The sequence below is a fragment of the Halopenitus salinus genome, assembly GCF_055397165.1.
In genome coordinates, this window is the sequence record NZ_AP043853.1 from 2,579,643 (window position 1) to 2,598,918 (window position 19,276).

At 69.1% G+C, this 19,276-nt stretch carries 14 protein-coding genes; 6 read left to right on the forward strand and 8 right to left on the reverse strand.

Translation table 11 applies throughout. The annotated features are described in order from the left end of the window. Positions 1-31 precede the first annotated feature (31 nt). From ACZ5YD_RS14780 to ACZ5YD_RS14790, 3 genes are read right to left on the reverse strand one after another with little or no spacing between them, the layout of a single operon-like run. The gene (locus ACZ5YD_RS14780) at positions 32-226 is read right to left on the reverse strand and encodes a hypothetical protein (RefSeq protein ID WP_379740557.1); all 195 of its coding nucleotides are present in this window, start codon (positions 224-226) and stop codon (positions 32-34) included. After that, complete coding sequence (locus ACZ5YD_RS14785; protein WP_379740554.1) at positions 223-2,526, reverse strand: efflux RND transporter permease subunit; 2,304 nt, start codon at positions 2,524-2,526, stop codon at positions 223-225. The genes ACZ5YD_RS14780 and ACZ5YD_RS14785 overlap by 4 nt, the downstream gene beginning before the upstream one ends. Before the next feature lie 6 nt (positions 2,527-2,532). Continuing rightward, positions 2,533-4,179 carry a COG1361 S-layer family protein gene (locus ACZ5YD_RS14790; protein ID WP_379740551.1) on the reverse strand — a complete coding sequence of 549 codons (1,647 nt, stop codon included), beginning with the start codon at positions 4,177-4,179 and terminating at the stop codon, positions 2,533-2,535. Positions 4,180-4,302: 123 nt separating this feature from the next. Between ACZ5YD_RS14790 and mutS the strand changes: the two genes are divergently transcribed. Then, positions 4,303-7,371: a DNA mismatch repair protein MutS gene (gene mutS, locus ACZ5YD_RS14795; protein WP_379740549.1), complete on the forward strand. Its 3,069-nt coding sequence runs from the start codon at positions 4,303-4,305 to the stop codon at positions 7,369-7,371. Then, positions 7,368-9,245 (forward strand): DNA mismatch repair endonuclease MutL, encoded by a 1,878-nt coding sequence (mutL, locus tag ACZ5YD_RS14800; protein WP_379740546.1) that lies wholly within the window; start codon positions 7,368-7,370, stop codon positions 9,243-9,245. The genes mutS and mutL overlap by 4 nt, the downstream gene beginning before the upstream one ends. A gap of 77 nt (positions 9,246-9,322) precedes the next feature. On the opposite strand, the gene ACZ5YD_RS14805 is transcribed toward mutL, so the two are convergent. The 5 genes from ACZ5YD_RS14805 to ACZ5YD_RS14825 all read right to left on the reverse strand — a co-directional run bounded on the left by ACZ5YD_RS14805 (position 9,323) and on the right by ACZ5YD_RS14825 (position 14,475). After that, positions 9,323-9,577 (reverse strand): DUF7573 domain-containing protein, encoded by a 255-nt coding sequence (locus tag ACZ5YD_RS14805; protein WP_379740543.1) that lies wholly within the window; start codon positions 9,575-9,577, stop codon positions 9,323-9,325. Between the two features lie 3 nt (positions 9,578-9,580). Next, positions 9,581-11,236: a lysine--tRNA ligase gene (gene lysS / locus ACZ5YD_RS14810; RefSeq protein ID WP_379740540.1), complete on the reverse strand. Its 1,656-nt coding sequence runs from the start codon at positions 11,234-11,236 to the stop codon at positions 9,581-9,583. 5 nt (positions 11,237-11,241) lie between these two features. Beyond that, positions 11,242-11,991: a UMP kinase gene (gene pyrH, locus ACZ5YD_RS14815; protein ID WP_379740537.1), complete on the reverse strand. Its 750-nt coding sequence runs from the start codon at positions 11,989-11,991 to the stop codon at positions 11,242-11,244. Between the two features lie 110 nt (positions 11,992-12,101). Then, positions 12,102-13,133, reverse strand: a complete 1,032-nt coding sequence (locus tag ACZ5YD_RS14820; RefSeq protein ID WP_379740534.1) for a lysylphosphatidylglycerol synthase transmembrane domain-containing protein — start codon at positions 13,131-13,133, stop codon at positions 12,102-12,104. Between the two features lie 58 nt (positions 13,134-13,191). Further along, complete coding sequence (locus ACZ5YD_RS14825; protein ID WP_379740531.1) at positions 13,192-14,475, reverse strand: glycosyltransferase family 2 protein; 1,284 nt, start codon at positions 14,473-14,475, stop codon at positions 13,192-13,194. A 90-nt stretch (positions 14,476-14,565) separates the two neighbouring features. Here ACZ5YD_RS14825 and ACZ5YD_RS14830 point away from each other — a divergent pair, with 90 nt between their 5' ends. From ACZ5YD_RS14830 to ACZ5YD_RS14845, 4 genes are all read left to right on the forward strand, one after another. Further along, positions 14,566-15,504: a hypothetical protein gene (locus ACZ5YD_RS14830; RefSeq protein WP_379740528.1), complete on the forward strand. Its 939-nt coding sequence runs from the start codon at positions 14,566-14,568 to the stop codon at positions 15,502-15,504. A 93-nt stretch (positions 15,505-15,597) separates the two neighbouring features. Then, positions 15,598-16,422 (forward strand): molybdopterin synthase, encoded by an 825-nt coding sequence (locus ACZ5YD_RS14835; RefSeq protein WP_379740525.1) that lies wholly within the window; start codon positions 15,598-15,600, stop codon positions 16,420-16,422. A 275-nt stretch (positions 16,423-16,697) separates the two neighbouring features. Further along, complete coding sequence (locus tag ACZ5YD_RS14840; protein ID WP_379740522.1) at positions 16,698-17,294, forward strand: DUF7978 family protein; 597 nt, start codon at positions 16,698-16,700, stop codon at positions 17,292-17,294. 202 nt (positions 17,295-17,496) lie between these two features. Next, positions 17,497-19,206 carry a GTPBP1 family GTP-binding protein gene (locus tag ACZ5YD_RS14845; protein WP_379740519.1) on the forward strand — a complete coding sequence of 570 codons (1,710 nt, stop codon included), beginning with the start codon at positions 17,497-17,499 and terminating at the stop codon, positions 19,204-19,206. Positions 19,207-19,276: the final 70 nt, after the last annotated feature.

Here is a 19,276-nt window from a genome sequence, read left to right on the forward strand (position 1 = left end):
ACCGTAAGCCTCCCGCCGACGGCGATGTCTCCTATGCGTTCCGGTCGTCGCTTCCGGCAGCCTCGACCGCCTGGTCCCTCGCCTCGTCCGCGCCGTCCGCGTCCAAAAGCGGAACCACGGTCAAGGCGGCCGGCAGCACCGTCATCGCGGTCACGAGCGAGAAGGCGATCGCGAGGACGGTCGTCCGACCGAAGTTCGCGAGCACGGGGAACCGCGAGACCGTCAACACCCGAACCCGAAGATGGTGGTGAAACTCGATCCGACGATCGGCCGCGAGAGCTTCGAGACCGCGGTGGCGGCCGCCGTAAGCGGGTCGAGCCCGTGTTCAGTCACTTCGAACTCGTACCGTTCGAAGAGGTGGATCCCGTAATCGACGCCGATCCCGAGGGTGAGAGAGGACATCGTGATGGTGAGCGGGTTCCACGGAATTTCGAAGAGGTACATCGCGCCCGTGACCAGCACGGCCGCGGCGCCCGCGACGCTCGCGACGAGCGTCACGGCGATCCGGGCCGACAGGAACGCGAGGGCCAAGAACCCCAGCCCGAGCCCGAACGACAGGAGGGTCATCGGGGTCAGCCCGGCCGTCACGTTCTCGATGACGTTGCGGTTGACCACCGGCTTGCCGGTGATCCGGACCTCCGTTCCCGGCTCCATGGTGAGTTCCGCGTTCCCCTCGAACTCCGAGATGAGGGTCCGAACCGCCTCACCCTCGACGTCGTCGACGTAGAAGGTGAGGAGCACCCGCGAGGGATTCTCCGAGCGAGGGTCCGCGCTCGCCGACCCGGACCCGTCGCCGGAGGCGGCGTGGGCATCGAGCGTTCGATCCAGTTTCGCCTGGGTGTCCGGGATCCCGCCGTCGGTGGCCATCTGCACGTCCACGACCGGCCCCTCGACGGCATTCACCCGGTCGTTCTCGAGCATCAGCCGCTGGTAGGTGGCGAGATCGCGGAAGCTCTCCGGCGTGTAGGCCCGGTCGGTCTCGACCACCACGTAGACGGCCTTCGGGCTCTCGACCGTCCCGGAGAGCCGCTCGAGGTCGTTCTTCTCGTCGAGATCCTGGGGCCAGAAGTCCATCATCTCCTGTTTGGGCTCGACCTGCGGGTACGCGTAGAGCCCGCCCGAGACGAGAAGCAGGGCGATGAACAGCGTGAGGAGCGGCCGTCCGCCCGTGACGTCCGTCGTGAACCGCCTCGTCGCGGCCTCCAGTCGGTCGTCCTCGGGCGCGGGATTGGAGACGGCCGCCGCGCCGCCGCTCGATCCACCGTCGACGCCGCCCTCGTCGATCGCTCCGTCGCTACCGTCGGTCGATCCGTCGCCACCGCCGATCGGACCGTCGATCGATCCGACAGCTGCGCCGTAGTCCCCGCGATCGTAGCGGACGAGCAGCGCCGGAAGCAGGGTGACGGAGAGGATCATCGCGGCGAGCACCGCGATGGCGCTCGTCACGCCGAACTGGCGGACCGGCGGGACCGCCGAGACGAGAAGCGAGCCGAGCCCGACCACGGTGGTCCCCATCGCGATGAGCAGGGCTCTCCCGGTGGTTCTGGTCGCCACCTCCGCCGCGCGTCGGGGCTCGTTGCCGGCGTGTCGCTCCTCGACGTAGCGGGTGTGGATCTGGAGGCCGTAGTCGATCCCGAGCCCCAACGCGATGGGCATCACGCCGAGCATGATCGCGTTGAAGTCGTATCCGAGAGCGCCCATCGCGCCGAACATGTATACGAGCGCGACCATGGCGGTACCGAGGGGCAACAGGACGTGCCAGCCGCGTTCGACCTTGCGGCGCATCACCACGTAGACGACGCCGAAGATGAGCGCGAACGCGCCACCGAAGAGGGCGATCATCTCGGGCAGCATCAGCCCGAACGCGGCGTTCTCGAAGACGGGCTGTCCGGTGATCGTCGTGGACATCCCCGGCGGCGTCACGGCGGCGTCCGTCTCCGCGTCGATCGCGGAGTACATCACGTCCGCGCCGCGCGTGGGCATGAATGCGCCGCGGTCGAACCGATCAACCTCGCCGTAGCTCACGAGGATGACGGTCGTTCCGGGTTCGGGCCGTAGCCGATCGACCATCGCCGCGGACTCCGGGCCCCGATCTTCGACCCGTTCGATCGACCGGCGGACGCCGGCCTCCGTTCGGGGGAGTTCGCCGTCGTTCCCCCGACGGACGACGTCCGCGATCGAACGCACCTGGCCCACGTCGTCCACGTTTTCGGTATACCGGCGGTCGAGCCGATCTATCGCCCGGATCGTCTCGGGGTCGGTGAGCCGGTCGGACTCGACGACGACGAAGACGTTGTTTCCGGCGCCGAAGTCCTCCTTGACCATCTCCCAATCTTTCGCAGTCTGGGAGTCGTCGTCGATGTAGAGGGTCATCCCCATGCTCATCTGGACGCCGGCGAGACCGACGCCGGCCGCGAGGAGAGCGGTGACGGCGACGATCGCGAATATCCGACGCCGGTTGGTCGCGGCGTACCGGCCGGTGGCGGCGAGGCGATCGCGGACGTACGTTCCGATCTCGGTCACCATTGGTGGTTATCGAAGCCGCGAGCGCAGCCGGGACCGGTAGACGACCCCGACCGCCAGCACGATGATCACGATCAGCGCGACTCCGCCGACGAGCGGCAGGCGACTCTCCGAGGGCGTCACCGTGACGGGTGCGGACTCGACGTCGGTGACGACGGTCTCGCCGAAGGCGTTGTCGTGTTTGATCGTCGCATCGACCGCGTAGGTCTTCGGCGTCGCCGCCGCGTCCGTCGAGACGGTGTAGCTCACGGTGGCCGTTTCGCCGGGCTCCAGATCGCCCACGTAGGCCGTGTCGTCGTCGGTCTCGAACGGCGAGTTGGCGTTGATCCGGACCTCGGCGTTCCGCAGGGTCCCGCCGCCGACGTTCCGGACCGTCACGTCGACCGTCTCAGTCGAGCCGGCCGTCAGATCCGTGGTCTCGACGACGGCGAACTCGCGTTCTGGCTCGACGGTCACGCCGACCGACTGCGGCTCGCTTTCGACCGGGTTCGCGTGGTCGTCGTCGTGTACGACCGAGAGGGTGAGCGGGTACTCCTGGGGGACGGTCCGGTCCGTCGCCTCGAGTTTGAACCGGGCGGTCGCCGATTCACCGGGCTCGAGCGTTCCCAGACTGGCGCGACTCGAGAGAAGCGAGAAGGGCTCGATCGGCTCCAGAACTGCCCGCGCGTCCCTCGCGGTCCGGTCGCCGGTGTTCGTGACGGTCACGGTGACGGCGCCGATCGAATCGACGTAGAGGTCCTCGGTCTCGGCCTCGTACGCGAAGGCGGGTCCACCGGTGATGGGAACCGCACCGGTCCGGACCGCGGATTCCTCGGGATTCCCGTTCTCGTTCTCGTAGCTCAATCGGAACCTCGCGGGGTAGTCTCCGGCGACGTCGACGTCTTTCGTACCGGTCTGGAAGGTGGCGGTCGCGCGCTCGCCCGGCTCGAGCCGGCCGATCGAGACTCCCTCGCTTCGGGGACGGAGGTGGGCCGACTCGAGCATCGTGAGTTCGGCGTTCCGGGCGGTCTCGGACCCGTCGTTTCGGACCGTCACCGTCACGGTGCCGTCGGCGCCCTCGTAGAGCCCCTCGCTCGTGGCGTTCGCGATCCCGAGGCGGACCGACTCCTCGACCCGTATCGTGAGGTACTTCGTCACGGTTTCCTCGTTGCGGTGGAGGATGTAGTCGTTCGAGTCGACGGTGATCCCGCGGACGTACTCGTACTGCATCTCCACCGGGACGCGGTAGGTCCCCGGCGCGGCGTTCTCGTCGACCTCGACCGTGAGGGACGCTCGACCGCTGCTTCCGGCATCGATCGTCCCCAGGCTCTGAGTGCCGGTCCTGACGGTGAGGGGCGCATCGCCCGACTCGACGTCGGCGGTCACGGCGCTCGCCGCGCCGAGGTTCACTCGATGTGATTGTACGACTTGAGCAATACCATCGATCCGCTGGTCGGTCTCGGTGGTCCCCTCGTGGCGGTTTTGAACGGCTATCTCGAGACGTTCCGTCTCGCCGGGCGAGACGACGTTCACGCCCTGTACAGTCGGTTCGAGCGTCGGCTGCGAGAAGTCGTCGTAGCGTTCGGCCGAGACGGCTCCGGCGCCGACGGCGATCGTCGCTCCGAGGAGGAGGACGGAGATCGCCAATGACGCGATCGATCGGATGTTCTGTTTCATCGTGGTTGTGGTGTTATTATACAATACTACACTTATATCTGGCGGTCGGAGATTCGCCGAACCGTCGGCGGGGCGTCTCCCCGTCCGTGGCGTTTATGCACCTCCCACGCCGTTTTCGCGTGTATGCCGACGGCGGATCCCGCGACGGTAACCGGATTGCCCCCATCCATCGCGGCCGCCCGCGAGGACCTGACCCCGATGCTCTCGCAGTACGCCGACCTGTGTGCCGCACACGAGGACGCCCTCGTGTTGTTCCAGGTCGGCGACTTCTACGAGGCGTTCTGCGAGGCGGCCGCCGAGGTGGCGCGCGTCTGTGAGGTGACGTTGACCCAACGCGAGGACTCGACCGGCGAGTATCCGATGGCGGGAATCCCCATCGACAACGCGACGAGCTACCTCGAGAGCCTGCTCGATGCGGGCTACCGCGTCGCGCTCGCCGACCAGGTGGAGGACGCGGAGGCCGCCTCGGGGCTCGTAGACCGGGCGGTCACGCAGGTGATCACCCCCGGAACGGTCGTCGACGAGGAGCTTTCGTCCTCGGGCGCGACGAACTACGTCGCCGCCGTGGTCCGGGGGAACGAGGACGGGGGTGGCAACCGGGGCGTCGACGGAGATCCCCCCCGAGTCGCCCGGGGGCTCGCGGCGGTCGACGTCGCCACCGGCGAGTGTCTCGTCACGAGCGGCGACGCCGAAACCGTCGCGGAGGAGTTGGAACGCATCGATCCCGCGGAGGTGGTCTACGGCCCCGAGACCGAGTTCCGTGGTTCCGCGGGCGGAGGCGACGCACGCTGGATGGAGACGGAGATCGACGACGACCTGTTTCGCGGGTCGGTCGCGAGCGACCGCCTGGAGCCGTACCTCGCCTCCCCGAAGCGACGGTTCGCGAACGACGCCGAGCTCCGGGCGACCGGTGCGGTCCTGGCCTACGCCGAGTACACACAGGGTGACGACGGGCCGCTCGAGTACGTCTCCCGGATACGCCGGTACGATCCCCGCGATCGCCTGCGGCTCGATGCGGCCGCCCGCCGGAGCCTCGAACTCTTCGAGAACCGCGGGCTGGGCGCGAGCGACACCCTCTTCGACGTGATCGACCGCACGAGTTGCGCGCTCGGCCGTCGGTGTCTCGAGCGGTGGCTCCGGCGGCCGCTCGTCGACGCCGACCGAATCCGGTCGCGACACGACGCCGTCGAGTGGCTCGTCTCCCGCCCGATCGTTCGCGAGACGATCGACGACCGGCTCGCGAGCGCCTACGACCTGGAGCGGCTGGTCGGTCGCGTCTCGCGCGGACGGGCGAACGCGCGCGACCTCCGGTCGCTTCACGCGACCCTCGAGGTGGTCCCGGACCTCCGGGACGCCCTCGTGGAGGAGACGGACGAAACGGGAGCGAGCGGGACGGCCGGTTCGGAGGCGACCACGGGAGCGAAGACGGCCACCGGCGAGGGGCGAGCGGGCCACGCGGACGAAGCAGGCCACGAGGGGCCAGCGGGCGGGGAGGATCGACCCGGCGACGGGAGCCGCTCCGCCGATGGGCCCTGCTCCCACCTGGAGGAGCTTCGCGAGCGGCTGGACCCGCTCGCGGAGACCCGCGACCTGATCGATCGGGCGATCGTGGCGGACCCGCCCCAGGAGATCACCGACGGCGACGTCATCCGGGAGGGGTTCGACGACGAACTCGACGACCTCCGCCGGACCGAACGCGAGGGACGCGAGTGGATCGCGGACCTGGAACAAAGAGAGCGCGAGCGGACGGGGATCGACTCGCTGACGGTCGGCCACACGCAGGTTCACGGCTACTACATCGAGGTCACCGACCCGAACCTCGACCGGGTGCCGGACGACTACCACCGTCGACAGACGCTCAAGAACAGCGAGCGGTTCTACACGCCCGAGCTGAAGGAGCGCGAGGACGAGATCCTCGGCGCCGCCGAACGGGCGGACGCGATGGAGTACGAGCTGTTCCGAGAGATCCGCGAGACCGTCGCCGCCGAGTCCGAGCGCCTCCAGGCGCTCGCGGAGGCGCTCGCGGAGCTCGACGCCCTCCGGTCGCTTTCGACTGTCGCGGTCGAAAACGACTACGTCCGTCCCGAGATCGTGGAGCCGGGGGACGGCGGCGGGGAGGACAGCGACGACGGCAGCGAGGCCGACGGGGAGGACAACGACGACGGCGACGCTCCAGGCATCGAGATCGAGGGAGGCAGACATCCCGTCGTCGAGCGAACGGGGGAGTTCGTCCCCAACGACGCGGACCTCCCGTCCGGAAGCGTCGCGATCATCACCGGGCCGAACATGAGCGGGAAGTCGACCTACATGCGCCAGGTCGCGCTCGCGGTCGTGCTCGCACAGATCGGCTCGTTCCTCCCGGCCCAGGCCGCGCGGGTCCGGATCGTCGACCGGGTGTTCACGCGCGTCGGAGCCTCAGACGACATCGCCGGCGGGCACTCGACGTTCATGCGCGAGATGAGCGAGCTCACGGAGATCCTCCACGACGCGACCGCGGACTCGCTCGTGCTCCTCGACGAGGTCGGCCGCGGCACGGCCACGACGGACGGGCGGGCGATCGCCCGCGCGGCCGCGGAGTTCGTCCACGACGAACTCGAGGCGACGACGCTCTTCGCCACGCACTACCACGAACTCACCGACCTCGCGGACGACCGCGAGCGCGTGTTCAACCTCCACTTCACGGCCACGCGAGAGGACGGCGACGTCACGTTCCTCCACCGGGTCGCACGCGGGGCGTCCTCGTCGTCCTACGGGATCGAGGTCGCCGAACTCGCCGGCGTCCCGGAGCCGGTCGTCCGGCGCTCCCGCGAGCTTCTGGAGGAGGACGCGGCGGACGCGGACGCCTCGGAGGAACTCCCCGGATCGGAGCGGGGCTCGGCGGGTCCAGACGCACTCGAGGACGGTTTCGTTCTCGGGGACCCCTCTTCCGACGAGTCGACTCGCGACGACGCCACCCTCCGTGAGTTCCTGGACGGCGACGGCTCCGACCGATCGGAACCGGAACCGGAGTCAGCATCGACATCGACATCCGAACCGGATCCGGAACCGAAACCCGGCGCGGACGGCCGGAACGGATCTCACGCCCCGCGGGACCACCTCGCCGACGCCGTCCGCGACCTCGACGTCGCCACGATGACGCCCGTGGAGGCGCTGAACGTGCTCGCCGAGCTGAAGCGGGAACTGAAGCGATGAGCGACGGATCGAGGAACCGCGACGAATACGGGTCCCACGAGGGAGGGGAAGCGGGATCGAACGGGGATCCCCCTCGGATCCGACGGCTCTCGAAGCCGACCGTCGACCGGATCGCCGCCGGCGAGGTGATCACGCGTCCCGCCCGCGTGGTGGGCGAGCTGGTCGACAACGCCCTCGACGCGGGCGCGAGCCGCGTGGGGATCGCCGTCGAGGGTGACGGAACCGAGTCGCTCCGGGTTCGCGACGACGGTCGCGGCATGTCCCGCGCGGACGCGAAACTGGCGATCGAGCGGCACGCGACGAGCAAGCTCCGCGACGGCGAGGACCCGACCGACGTCGCCGCCCTCGGCTTTCGTGGCGAGGCGCTCCCGTCGATCGCCGATGCCGCGCGTCTCGAGATCCTCACGAACGCCGGCGGCGCGGTCGGAACCCGGATCGAGACGCGGCCGCGCTCCGGCGCGGGCGTTGCGGGCGATGCCGGGGATGCGGGCGATGCGGAGGACGACGCCGTCACGGTCAAGGACGCTGGACGGGCCCGCGGGACGACCGTGATCGTGGAGGACCTCTTCGCGAACAGACCGGCCAGACGGGAGTCGCTCGCGGGGGCGGCCGCCGAGTTCGCACGGATCTCCGCGCTCGTGACCGACTACGCCCTCGCGCGTCCCGACGTCGCCTTCACGCTCGAACACGACGGCCGCGAGACGTTCTCGACGCCGGGGACGGGATGGACCGACGCCGTCCTCGGAGTCTACGACCGGGAGGTCGCGAGCCGATCGACGGAGATCGACGCGACGAGCCGCCTGCGAGCGGGGGATGGAGACGCGACCGTGAATGATGACGGCGCGGCCGCGAAGGATTCCGACGCGACCGCGAACGACGCCGACTCGGCCGCCGTCGATCTCGAGGTTCGCGGCGTCCTGGCGTACCCCTCCGTCTCGCGAGCCAGCCGCGATCACGTTCGGATCGCCGTCGAGGGACGGCCGGTGGAGGACGCCAGACTCGAACGCGCCGTCTCCGAGGGATACGGTCGACTGCTTCCGGACGGGCGCGAGCCGGTCGCGGCGGTTGACCTGCGGCTCCCCACGAGCGAGGTGGACCCGAACGTCCATCCGGCGAAACGCGAGGTTCGGCTACGGCGCGGCGAGGCGGTCGCGGACGCCGTCTCGGCAGTTGTCGAGGACGCGCTCACGGGAGCGGACCTCCGACGGAAGGCCGAGGTCGCGACGGATCTCGAGACGTCCCTTTCGGCGCCTTCGGACGCCTCACCGTTCGCCGACGTCGATCCCATCGGCCAGTACGGCGACCTCTACGTCCTCTGTGACGCCGGCGAGGAGCTCCTCGTGGTCGACGCCCACGCCGCCCACGAGCGCGTCAACTTCGAGCGGCTGCGACGCGCCTTCGAGACCGCCCGAGATCCGTCCCCCGAAGACCCGTCCCCCGAGGCCGTCGTCCCGCTCGATCCCCCGGCGACGGTCTCCCTCTCGAGCGACGAGCGCGCCGCGATGGAGGCCCACCGAGAGGACCTCCGCCGGGTCGGATTCGACTCGGAGGCGTTCGGCGGATCGACCGTCCGCCTCCGGTCGGTTCCGGCCCCGTTCGGACGCGCGGCCGACGTCGAGGCGTTTCGAGACGCGCTCTCGACGCTCGCCGCGGGCGGGCGTCCCGACGATCCCCGCGAGGAGCTGCTCGCCGATCTCGCGTGTCACCCGTCGCTCAAACGCGGCGACGCGATGACGGACGCCGAGATGGGGTCGCTTCTCGATCGCCTCGGCGAGTGTGATCGGCCCTTCAGCTGTCCGCACGGCCGGCCGACGGTGCTCTCCATCGAGGAGGCGACGCTCGCGGACGGGTTCGATCGACCGACGCGCCGGTGAGCCGGTTGACGTCGATCGCGGACGGGGCCGCTCGACCCTTTCTACTGCCTGCGATCCTTTCCACGGCTTTCGACCCTTCACCACTGCTTGCAGTCCGAACAGACGTACTCGCCGTCATCGAGCCAGCGGCGCTCCACGGTCGAGCCGCACCGGTCGCAGTCGGACCCGGACGTCGAGACCGTGCTCGTCGCGGTCGCGGGATCCCGCTCGTCGTCCCCGATTTCGTTCGCCTCGCCGTCGGCCCCATCGTCGACTTCGATGCCTCCACCACCGGCTTCGCCGTCGTCCCCGTCGCGGTTCGCGAACTCATCGAGCGATCGGTCCTCGTCCATCGCCTACGCCTCCCGTCTGAGCCGGTCGACGACGAACTCCCGCTCCAGCTCGCCGAGGAACTCGCCGAGCCGGGGGCCCTGGGTCTCATCGAAGAAGAGCCGGTAGCCCGCCTCGAAGAAGTCGGACACCTCGAGACCGTGTTCGCGGGCCGTCTCGTACATCCGGGACTGGATCGCCTCGCCGTCGTGACCCTCGGCGACGTAGTCGGCGAGGTCGTCGAGGGCCGCCTCGGTCGCCTCCTCGAAGGACGCCTCCGGGAGATCGGTCCGGAGCCTGTAGTTGTACTCGTTGTCCATGCGTTCGGCCCACCTCCGGGCCCGTTCGACGCGATCGAGGGCGTCCTCGATGGCCCACTCGGGCGTGTCCGGACCGAAGTGCCCCTCGTCGCGAGCCAGCTGCTCGCGGAACGCCTCGTCCTCGACCATGCCGAGCACGGCCGCGAAGGTGTAGGGCAGTCGAACCCGCCCTTCGCGGACCTCCTCGACGACGAGGGGGTAGGCCCGCTCGGCGAACCGAGTGAGCTCCTCGTCGTCGACCTCGCCGAAGTAGGCCCGCTCGAAGCGGTCGAAGCGGTCGACGAGCTGGTCGAGCCGCTCGAGGTTCAGATCCCGCGCCTTCTTCGGCTCGAGCGCGAAGAAGTACCGGAGGACCTCCGGCTCGAGCAGCTCGAGGATCTCCGGCACGGTGACGATGTTGCCCGACGACGACGAGAGCGCCTCGCCGTCGAGGGTGAACCACTCGTAGACCATCGGAACCGGCGGATCGATGTCCAACACGTTCTCCGCGATGTCGACGCCGGAGGGCCACGAGCCCTCCGCGTGGTCCTTGCCGAACGGCTCGAAGTCGACGCCGAGGACGTCCCACTGCCCCGGCCACTCGAAGCGCCAGGGGAGCTTCCCCTCGCGGAAGGTCGCGGTCCCCTCGTGGCCGCAGCCCTCGATCGTCGAGCCGCCGGCCTCCATGTCGGTACAGACGTACTCGACGGTCCCCGCCTCCGGATCGATCGCGGTCACGGTCTCCGTGACCTTCCCGCAGGCCGAACAGATCGGGTTGAACGGAACGTACTCGTCGTCGACCTTCGCCTGGTACTTCGAGAGCACCTCGCGTGCGCCCTCGAGGTCCGAGAGGACGGTCCGAACGACCCGATCGAAGTCCCCGCTCTCGTACAGCTCCGTGTTGGAGACCATCTCGACGGGGATTCCGAGGCGTTCCGCGTCCGCCTGCAGCAGGTTCGCGAAGTGGGCTGCGTAGGAGTCCGCCTCGCCGAAGGGGTCGGGGATGTCGGTGTAGGGCTTGCCGAGGTTGCGCCCGAGGGCTCCGGCGTCGACCTCGCCGAGGCCGACGATCTCCCCCTCCGTGTTCGCCAGCTTGCGCGGAAGCTTGCGGAGCGGGTCGCGGTCGTCGGAGGTGAACACCTGTCTCACCTCGTACCCCCGCTCGCGCAGCACCGCCGCGACGAAGTAGCCCCGGATGATCTCGTTGAAGTTGCCGAGGTGGGCGACGCCGGAGGGGGAGACGCCGCCTTTGATCACGATCGGCTCCTCCGGGTCGCGGGAGAGGACCTCGTCTGCGACCGCGTCAGCCCAGAAGTCCCGGTGGCCGTCCTCGCCGGTGGCGTGTGGGTCCGCGACGTCGGAGTCGGCGTCGGCATCGGCCATCCGGCCTACTCACCTCCGCTTTCGGGCTCGGCCGCGAGTTCGCTCCCACTCCAGGCGGCGGGGTCCTCACAGGCGTCGGGCACGATGTCGGTCCCGCCGTGATTCCCCTCGAGCACCGCGTTGACGATCGCCGACGGGTCGGTGCCGTCGAGGACGATGGACCGGAGGTCCGCCCTGTCGATGAGCTTCGCCGCGAGGAGGTCGACCGGCGCGGACGCCCCGGCGTCGCGGCTCATCGGGACGACGATGTCGACGAGCTCGCGCGGCGTGAGGCGACTGTACTGTTCGGCGTCGGGATCGACGTTCGGGTCGGCGTCGTAGACGCCGTTCGCGCTCGTCGCGTAGACGAGGAGGTCGGCATCGACGGCCTCCGCGAACTCCGCGGCCACGGCGTCCGTGGTCTGTCCGGGCATGACGCCGCCCATCACCGACACCTCGTCCCGTCGCAGCGCTCCGGCGGCCTCGTCGTAGTCCTCGGCGGGAGAGAGCGTTGCCTGCTGGCCCAACGCGGCGATCAAAAGCCGGGCATTGAGCCGCGTGACGCCGATACCGAGCTGGTCGAGCTGGACCTCGTTCGCGCCCAGATCGCGGGCGGTCCCGATGTACTCGCGGGCCACGCCGCCGCCGCCGACGACGACCCCGACCTCACAGCCCGCCTCGGCGACCGCCTCGATCGCCTCGGCGTGTGCCGACACGCGCCCCGGATCGAGGTCCGGGGCGAGCACGCTCCCGCCGATGGATACGACGACCTTCATTGGAGTCGGGTAGCTCTGTCGCGCTCTTAAGGATTGTCAAGCGGACACGGATTCACGGGTTCGAACCGCTCAGCCGAGGCGAGCCGGGACTGCGGATTTCCGACCCACCATCAGTTCCGCCGGATCACCCAAAGCGTCGCGACCCCGCCGACGGCGACGACGAGCCAGTAGCTCACGAGTCGATAGACGGTCGTCACGGCGAGCGCGTCGGTCGTCGAGAGCGCGGTGAGGGCCGTAAGCAACGCGACGAGCGTTCCCTCGATCGCCGCCAGCCCGCCGGGAAGCGGCGTCGATCCCGCGACGACGGTCACGGGGACGAGAAAACAGACGAGCAGCACTGACACCGGCGTCCCGAGCGCGACGGCCGAGAAGTAGAGCGGAAGCGCGAACAGGATCCATCCGACGTAGGCGTACGCGACCGCGACGAGCAGGGCGCGCGGCGAGCGGGCGACGATCTCGATGGACCCGTAGAGCCGGTCGATCCGGTCGCGGACGGAGGCGATGGAGATCCGATCGGTTCGGCGAGCGAGCGGGGAGACGACGGCGAGGATCCACTCGCGGAGCCGATGTCGGAACCGCCAGCTGAAGGCGGCCAGGAGCGGGAGGCCGACGGCGAGTCCCATCAACACGAGCGCGAACGGCCGAACGGCCCCCGGAAGCCGCCCGGTCGTCAACAGCAGGTAACCGAGCCCGACCCCTCCGACGGTGAAAAACGGGAGCATTCGGATCAGGTCGCTCGTGACGACGCTGGCCAGGCTCTCCTCGTAGCTGGCGCCGGTGTCCCTCGCCAGGATGTAGGCGATGAACGGCTCGCCGCCCGCCTGCCCCATCGGCGTGACGTAGTTGGCGAAGGTCGCGGACAGGAACGTGACCACGAGCCGTCGATAGGGGACGTCGATGCCGATCGCCTCGAGGACGACGTGCCAGGTCTTTCCCCACACGACGAGACACGCCAGCGCGGACGCGGCCCCCGCGAGCACCCACGTCGCCTCCGCCGTTCGAAGTCGTTCGATCGTCTCCTCCCAGCCGACGACGGCGCCGATCAGGTAGACGAGCACGATGGCGACCACGAACCCCAGAAGCGTCTTGAGGACGGCCGATCGATCGACCCAGCCCGCGCCTACCGTCTCGTCCGTGGACACGTAGTTGGCCTCACTCGAGGGCGGGAGGATTTATAAATGGCGTCCGGCTCGGCGCGAGTCACGCGCCCGTCTTCGTCACTTGGTACCACTCGCCCTCCCAGGTGAGCACGTACTCGAGGACCGCCTTGACCGTGAGGACGCCGTGGCCGAGATAGACGAGCGGCGCGAGCGCGATGGTCCAGGAGGGTCGCCCGACGCGCCCCTCGAGGGCGTCCTTGCTCCAGACCCCGCCGATCATCGCGAAGACGCACGCGAGGGGGACGAGCGCGGAACTCGTATCGACGAGCGCGAGCAGCAGGACGTGGGCGGTGAGTATCAAGAGCGCCCCGCCGGCGAGCACGGCGCCGACGGCCCGCCCGACGGTGATCAGATCGCCGAGAGTCGGCCGATCGGAGAGCGCCTCGCGGATCCGGAGGTGGGAGACCTGAACGTGGCCGATCCGCCAGCGCTTGCGCTGTCCCCAGAGATCGAAGAGCGTGTGCGGGGCCTCCATCGAGCTGGTGCACCGACGGTTCTGTACCACGGTCAGATCGGCGCGGTAACACTGGTGTGAGAAGTAGATGTCCTCGGTCAGCACGTCCGCGAAGCCGCCGACGGCCTCGATGGCCTCCCGGGTGAAGCCGGTCGCGGAGCTTTGACAGTGTGTGAACCCGACCAGGTCGCCGATCAGGTAGCCCGCCTGGACGACCACGCGCTCGCAGTAGGCGAGCGTCTCGACGGGACCGGTTGGACGGGGCACGCGACGTCCCTGAAAGACGTCGGCGTCCGCGAGCAGCTCGCCCATCGCCGTGGAGACGAACGTCGGTGAGGCGCGCTCGTCGGCGTCGAAGACGACGAAGTGGTCGGCCGCGCTCCACTCGACGGCGTGGTTGATCGCGGTGGCCTTCGACCCGGGCGACTCGTTGACGAGGCAAGTCACTTCCCCGTGTTCGGCGGCCAGCTCCTCCGCGCGCTCGCGCGTCAGATCGTCGTCGGGCTCGACGACGATGGCGATCGAAAGCGGGTCGTAGTCGTTCTCGAGCAGGCTCGAGACGCTGGCGTCGAGGACGTCGGCGTCGCGGTAGGCCGGGACGATGGCCTGAACCGGCGGCCCCTCGGTGATCCGCTGATCCGCGTCCTCGCTGCGCCAGACGTCGGCCGCCAGGAGGTATCCCGTGCTGGCGACGACGAGGCTGAACACCCCGACCGACAACACGCCCTGCAGGAACTGGATCCGAACGAAAAGCGGCGCGATCACCACGGTCCAGATGTCCGGGGCGGTCACGAACCCGACCACCAACAGCCCGATGATCGCGATCCAGCTCCCGGTCGTCTCCGCGATACGCCGCTCTATTCGGCTCATCGTTCACCTATGGTTCCCTTTCAGTATTTAAAGTTGTGGCTCCCGGACGTGCCGATACATAGTTGCATGGGGACGTTTAACGCCCGAATAGTGACGTTTCGAGACTGGCTGTCGGTATCCGCCGAGAAGGTTCGAAAACGGGGGGTCGAGGGGCTCGGCGACGTCGCCTACGACCTGTACACCGGCCTGTGGTGGCTCGCGTATCCGCTCCCCCGCGGGCGTAACGTCTACGAGCGCGAGTGGGACGTGCTCGTGATCCTCGACGCCTGTCGGGTCGACCTCCTCCGGTCGGTGGCCGACGAGTACGCGTTTCTCGAGGGGATAGAGCGGATGGAGTCGGTCGGCAGCATGTCCAAGGAGTGGATGGCGAAGACGTTCACCGACGAACACGCGGAGTCAGTCGCGAAGACGGCCTACGTGACGAGCAACGTCTTCTCCGAGCGGATCCTCTCCCCGGACCGCTTCGGGACGCTCGATGAGGTCTGGCGATACGCGTGGGACGAGGAGACCGACACGGTCCTGCCGCGTCCGGTCACCGACCGGGCGGTTCGAACGGCCCGCGAGTCCGATCCCGACCGGCTGATCGTCCACTACGTCCAGCCGCATCACCCCTTCGTCGGCCTCGATGCGGGCTTCGACGCCGACCCCTTCGGTCCGGCCCTCTCTGACACCGTCGTGGACGCCCTGAGAAAGGGTCGAATCGACTTCGAGACGTTCTGGGAGGCCTACCGGGAGAACCTCCGACTCGTCCTCGACGACGTCGAGCTGCTCCTCTCGAACGTCGACGCCGACCGCGTCGCGATCACCGCCGACCACGGCGACGCCCTCGGCGAGTGGGGGATCTACGACCACCCGGTCGGCTGTCTCCACCCGAGCGTTCGAACCGTCCCGTGGACGACCACGACCGCCACGGATCACGGGACCTATGAGCCGTCCAGCGAGATCGGAGCGGGCGGCGAGTCTGCAAAAGCGGGAGAGGAATCGGCGGAGATCGAGGCGCGGCTGCAGGCGCTCGGATACGTCGGGTGATGTCGTCGAACCGCCCCCGGACTCGGGTCACGTTCCGAACACCGCCTGCATCGCCGGGAAAGTCCTAAGCCGCTGGCTCGCCCCTCCATCGATATGCAACCGATCTCGATACTCGGCGACGGGGCCGCGGACCTCGCCGATCGCCTCGTTGACCACCTTCATGAGCGCGCCGAGGGCCGCGTGGGTCGCGTCGACGCGCTGGCCGGGAATGAGGGGGACGATCCCACCGACACCACTGCGGGTGGCGTCGCCGACACCGACGTCCGGCTGCTCGATGACGGGACGTGGACGGCGACGGGGACGGGCGCCCATCTCACGTCGCTTCTCGACCGATTCGCGCCGGATCACGAGTACTTGATCGTCATCGGTCGGACGCGGCTTCGCGTCCCGACGGTGCTCGTCGGCGGGGACCGGGATCCGGAGGACGTCGCCGGGACGGTCGTCGCAACGGTCGAGGCCGCCGCGGCAGCCGACCTCGATGCGATCGTCGAGGCGGTCGACGCCGCGGAGCCGTGGATCACCCTCGAGGAGCTGGTCGAACGCGTCAAAGCGAGCGACGAGGCGGACCGCTCGGGGGCGATCGCCTCCTTCACCGGCCGTGTTCGCGCGCGGGACGCCCCCGACGACGATCGGACGACTCACCTCGCCTTCGAACGATACGAGGGAGTCGCCGCCGAGCGGATGGCCGAGATCGCCGCCGAACTCGAGGCGCGCGACGGCGTCCTCGACGTCCGGATGCATCACCGAACCGGCGTGATCCCCGACGGCGAGGACATCGTCTTCGTCGTGGTGTTGGCGGGCCACCGCGCGGAAGCGTTCCGGGCGGTCGAGGACGGGATCGACCAGCTCAAAGAGCGCGTCCCGATCTTCAAAAAGGAGACCACCGAGCGCGAGGAGTTCTGGGTACACGACCGGTGAACGGCCGGATTTCGACCGGTAAGCGGCTAGAAATCGACCGTGAGCGACCGAGACCTGACCGGTGGGCGACCGAAGTTGGACGATACCCGATCGGAATTCGGACGCCGATCGGGCGACGGTCGGACGGACCGATCGTCAGACGCTCGTCAGTCCTCCGGCTGACGCGGGATTTTTCTCCCCCGCGCCCCTCGGGTTCGAGCATGCCCGCCACGACGGCGCTCGCACGGACATCGGCTCGCACGGGAACTCCCGCGAACCGACGGTCGTGACCGTCCATGTCGGATCCCGATTCCGCCGCCGAACGATCGGCGAACGACTCCGCCGGATCGCCTCTCCGAGCGGCCCGTGAGGGCGCGCTCGGAGGCGTCGCGGCCTACGCGATCGGCTACCTCCTGGCCTACCTCTGGAAGGCCGGCGAGTACCGCGAGACGATGGGGCGGATCGGACCGATCGCCGACCTGTTCGGGGTTGAAACGCCGGAACCCTGGCGGCTCGTCGGCTGGCTCTTCTACAACGCTCACGCGGTGGCGGCCTACGTCGACGTCGGGCTCGCGAGCTCCTACGTCGATCTGATCGCGCGCGGCGAGGGGCCGTTGGAGATCCTCTATCTCGTCCCGCCGCTGACGCTCGCCGCCGCCGGATTCCTGGTTGCCCGCCGTGCCGGTCCAAGTTCCTCTTTGGTCGAGACGGTTCGGCTCGGACCGGCGGTCGCGATCGGCTACCTGCCGCTCGTCGTGATCGGGGTGTTCGCGTTTCGGGTGGGAGGGTCGGGGCCGGAACTCGTTCCCTCCCTGCTGCTTGCCGGGATCGTCTATCCGGTCGTCTTCGGCGCGATCGGTGCCGCGATCGCGTACGTGACGGATCAGCGCTGACGCCGATCATCGTCGCTGACGTATCTGCGTCGACATTCGTCTCGAGCAGACGGCGTAAGTGTGCTGTCGCGAGCAGAAGACGTAGGTGTGCTCCTCACCCCTTTTGGGCCCTCCCGCGTCTGTGACGGAACCCGACGTCTCCCGTGAGATGGGTAGACACACCACGAAAACGCTTAAACGCCGATACGACCTACGGGGGGACATGAGCGCGGACCGGTCTGTCCTCAGACAGGCCATAGAGCGCGGCGAACGCGACGGTGGCGCGATCGAGTTCAAGGAACGACTCACCCGCGAGGTGCACCTGGCGGACGGCCGAAAGGAGTCGCTCGCCGCACAGCTTCGCCACCGGGTCCTCTCCGGCGACGGCGAGGCCACCTACGTCGTCGGGGTCACCGACGACGGCGGGATCGCCGGCATCCCGCCGGAACGGTTCTCGGAGACGATGGACGTCCTCTCGCTTCTGGCCGAGGAGGCCGACGCCCACATCCACGACGTCGAGACCTGGGGCGTCACGGCCGACGAGACCGCGGACGACCGCCGATCGGTCGAGACGGCAGGCGGCGATCCGGGTGCGGTCCATCGCGACGACGGAGACGATCGCGGACTCGTGGGGATCGCGACGATCCGGGAGGGGTCCGTCCTCGAGACCGACGACGCACACGTCGTGGTCGGCACGGCCGGCCACGTCGACCACGGCAAGTCGACGCTCGTCGGGTCGCTCGTCACCGGGCAGGCGGACGACGGCCAGGGCGGGACGCGGGGGTTCCTCGACGTCCAGCCCCACGAGATCGAACGCGGCCTCTCCGCGGATCTCTCGTATGCCGTCTACGGGTTCGACGACGGCGACCCGGTCCGCATGGACAACCCCCACCGCAAACAGGACCGGGCGCGGATCGTCGAGGAGGCCGACCGGCTGGTCTCGTTCGTGGACACGGTCGGCCACGAGCCGTGGCTGCGGACGACGATCCGCGGGCTCGTCGGCCAGCGGATCGATTACGGGCTGCTCGTCGTGGCCGCCGACGACGGTCCGACGCGGACGACCCGCGAGCACCTCGGGATCCTGTTGGCCACCGAGCTCCCGACGATCGTCGCGGTGACGAAGACCGACCTCGTCTCCGAGGAGCGCATAGAGGAGGTCTCACGCGAGATCGAATCGCTGCTTCGCGACGTGGATCGGACGCCCCTGTCGGTCGAGCGGCACGGCGTGGCGACCGCCATCGACGAGATCGGCGAGTCGGTGGTGCCGATCGTTCGAACGAGCGCGGTGAGCGGCGACGGGCTCGGGGACCTCGACACCCTCTTCGCGTCGCTCCCGAAGCGGTCGACCCCGGACCGCGAGGAGTTCCGGATGTACGTGGATCGGTCCTACGACGTCAAGGGCGTCGGCGCGGTCGCCTCCGGAACCGTCAACTCCGGCGCCGTCGAGACGGGCGACGAGCTGCTCGTGGGGCCGATGGCCGACGGCTCGTTCCGGGAGGTGGAGGTGCGCTCGATCGAGATGCACTACCACCGGGTCGACCGCGCGACGGCGGGACGGATCGTGGGGATCGCCCTGAAGGGGATCCCGGAATCGTCGCTCGAGCGCGGGATGGTGCTTCTCCCGCGAACGGCCGATCCGGAGCCGGTCCGGGAGTTCGAGGCCGAGGTCGTGGTCCTCAACCACCCGACGCGCATCCAGTCCGGCTACGAACCGGTCGTTCACCTCGAGACCGCGAGCGAGGCGGCCGAGTTCACCCCCGAGGACGGCCGGCTGCTTCCGGGCGACACCGGTCGCACGCGCGTGCGGTTCAAGTTCCGACCGTACCTCGTCGAGGAGGGACAGCGGTTCGTCTTCCGTGAGGGATCGAGCAAGGGCGTCGGAACCGTCACGGGCGTCGGCGCCGGCTCGGATCCCGCTCCGGCGGACGACTGATCCGACCCGCACCTCCGGCCGGACGGTCGAACGACGGACGCGGACCGCCGCACGGCTTTCGGACGCAGTA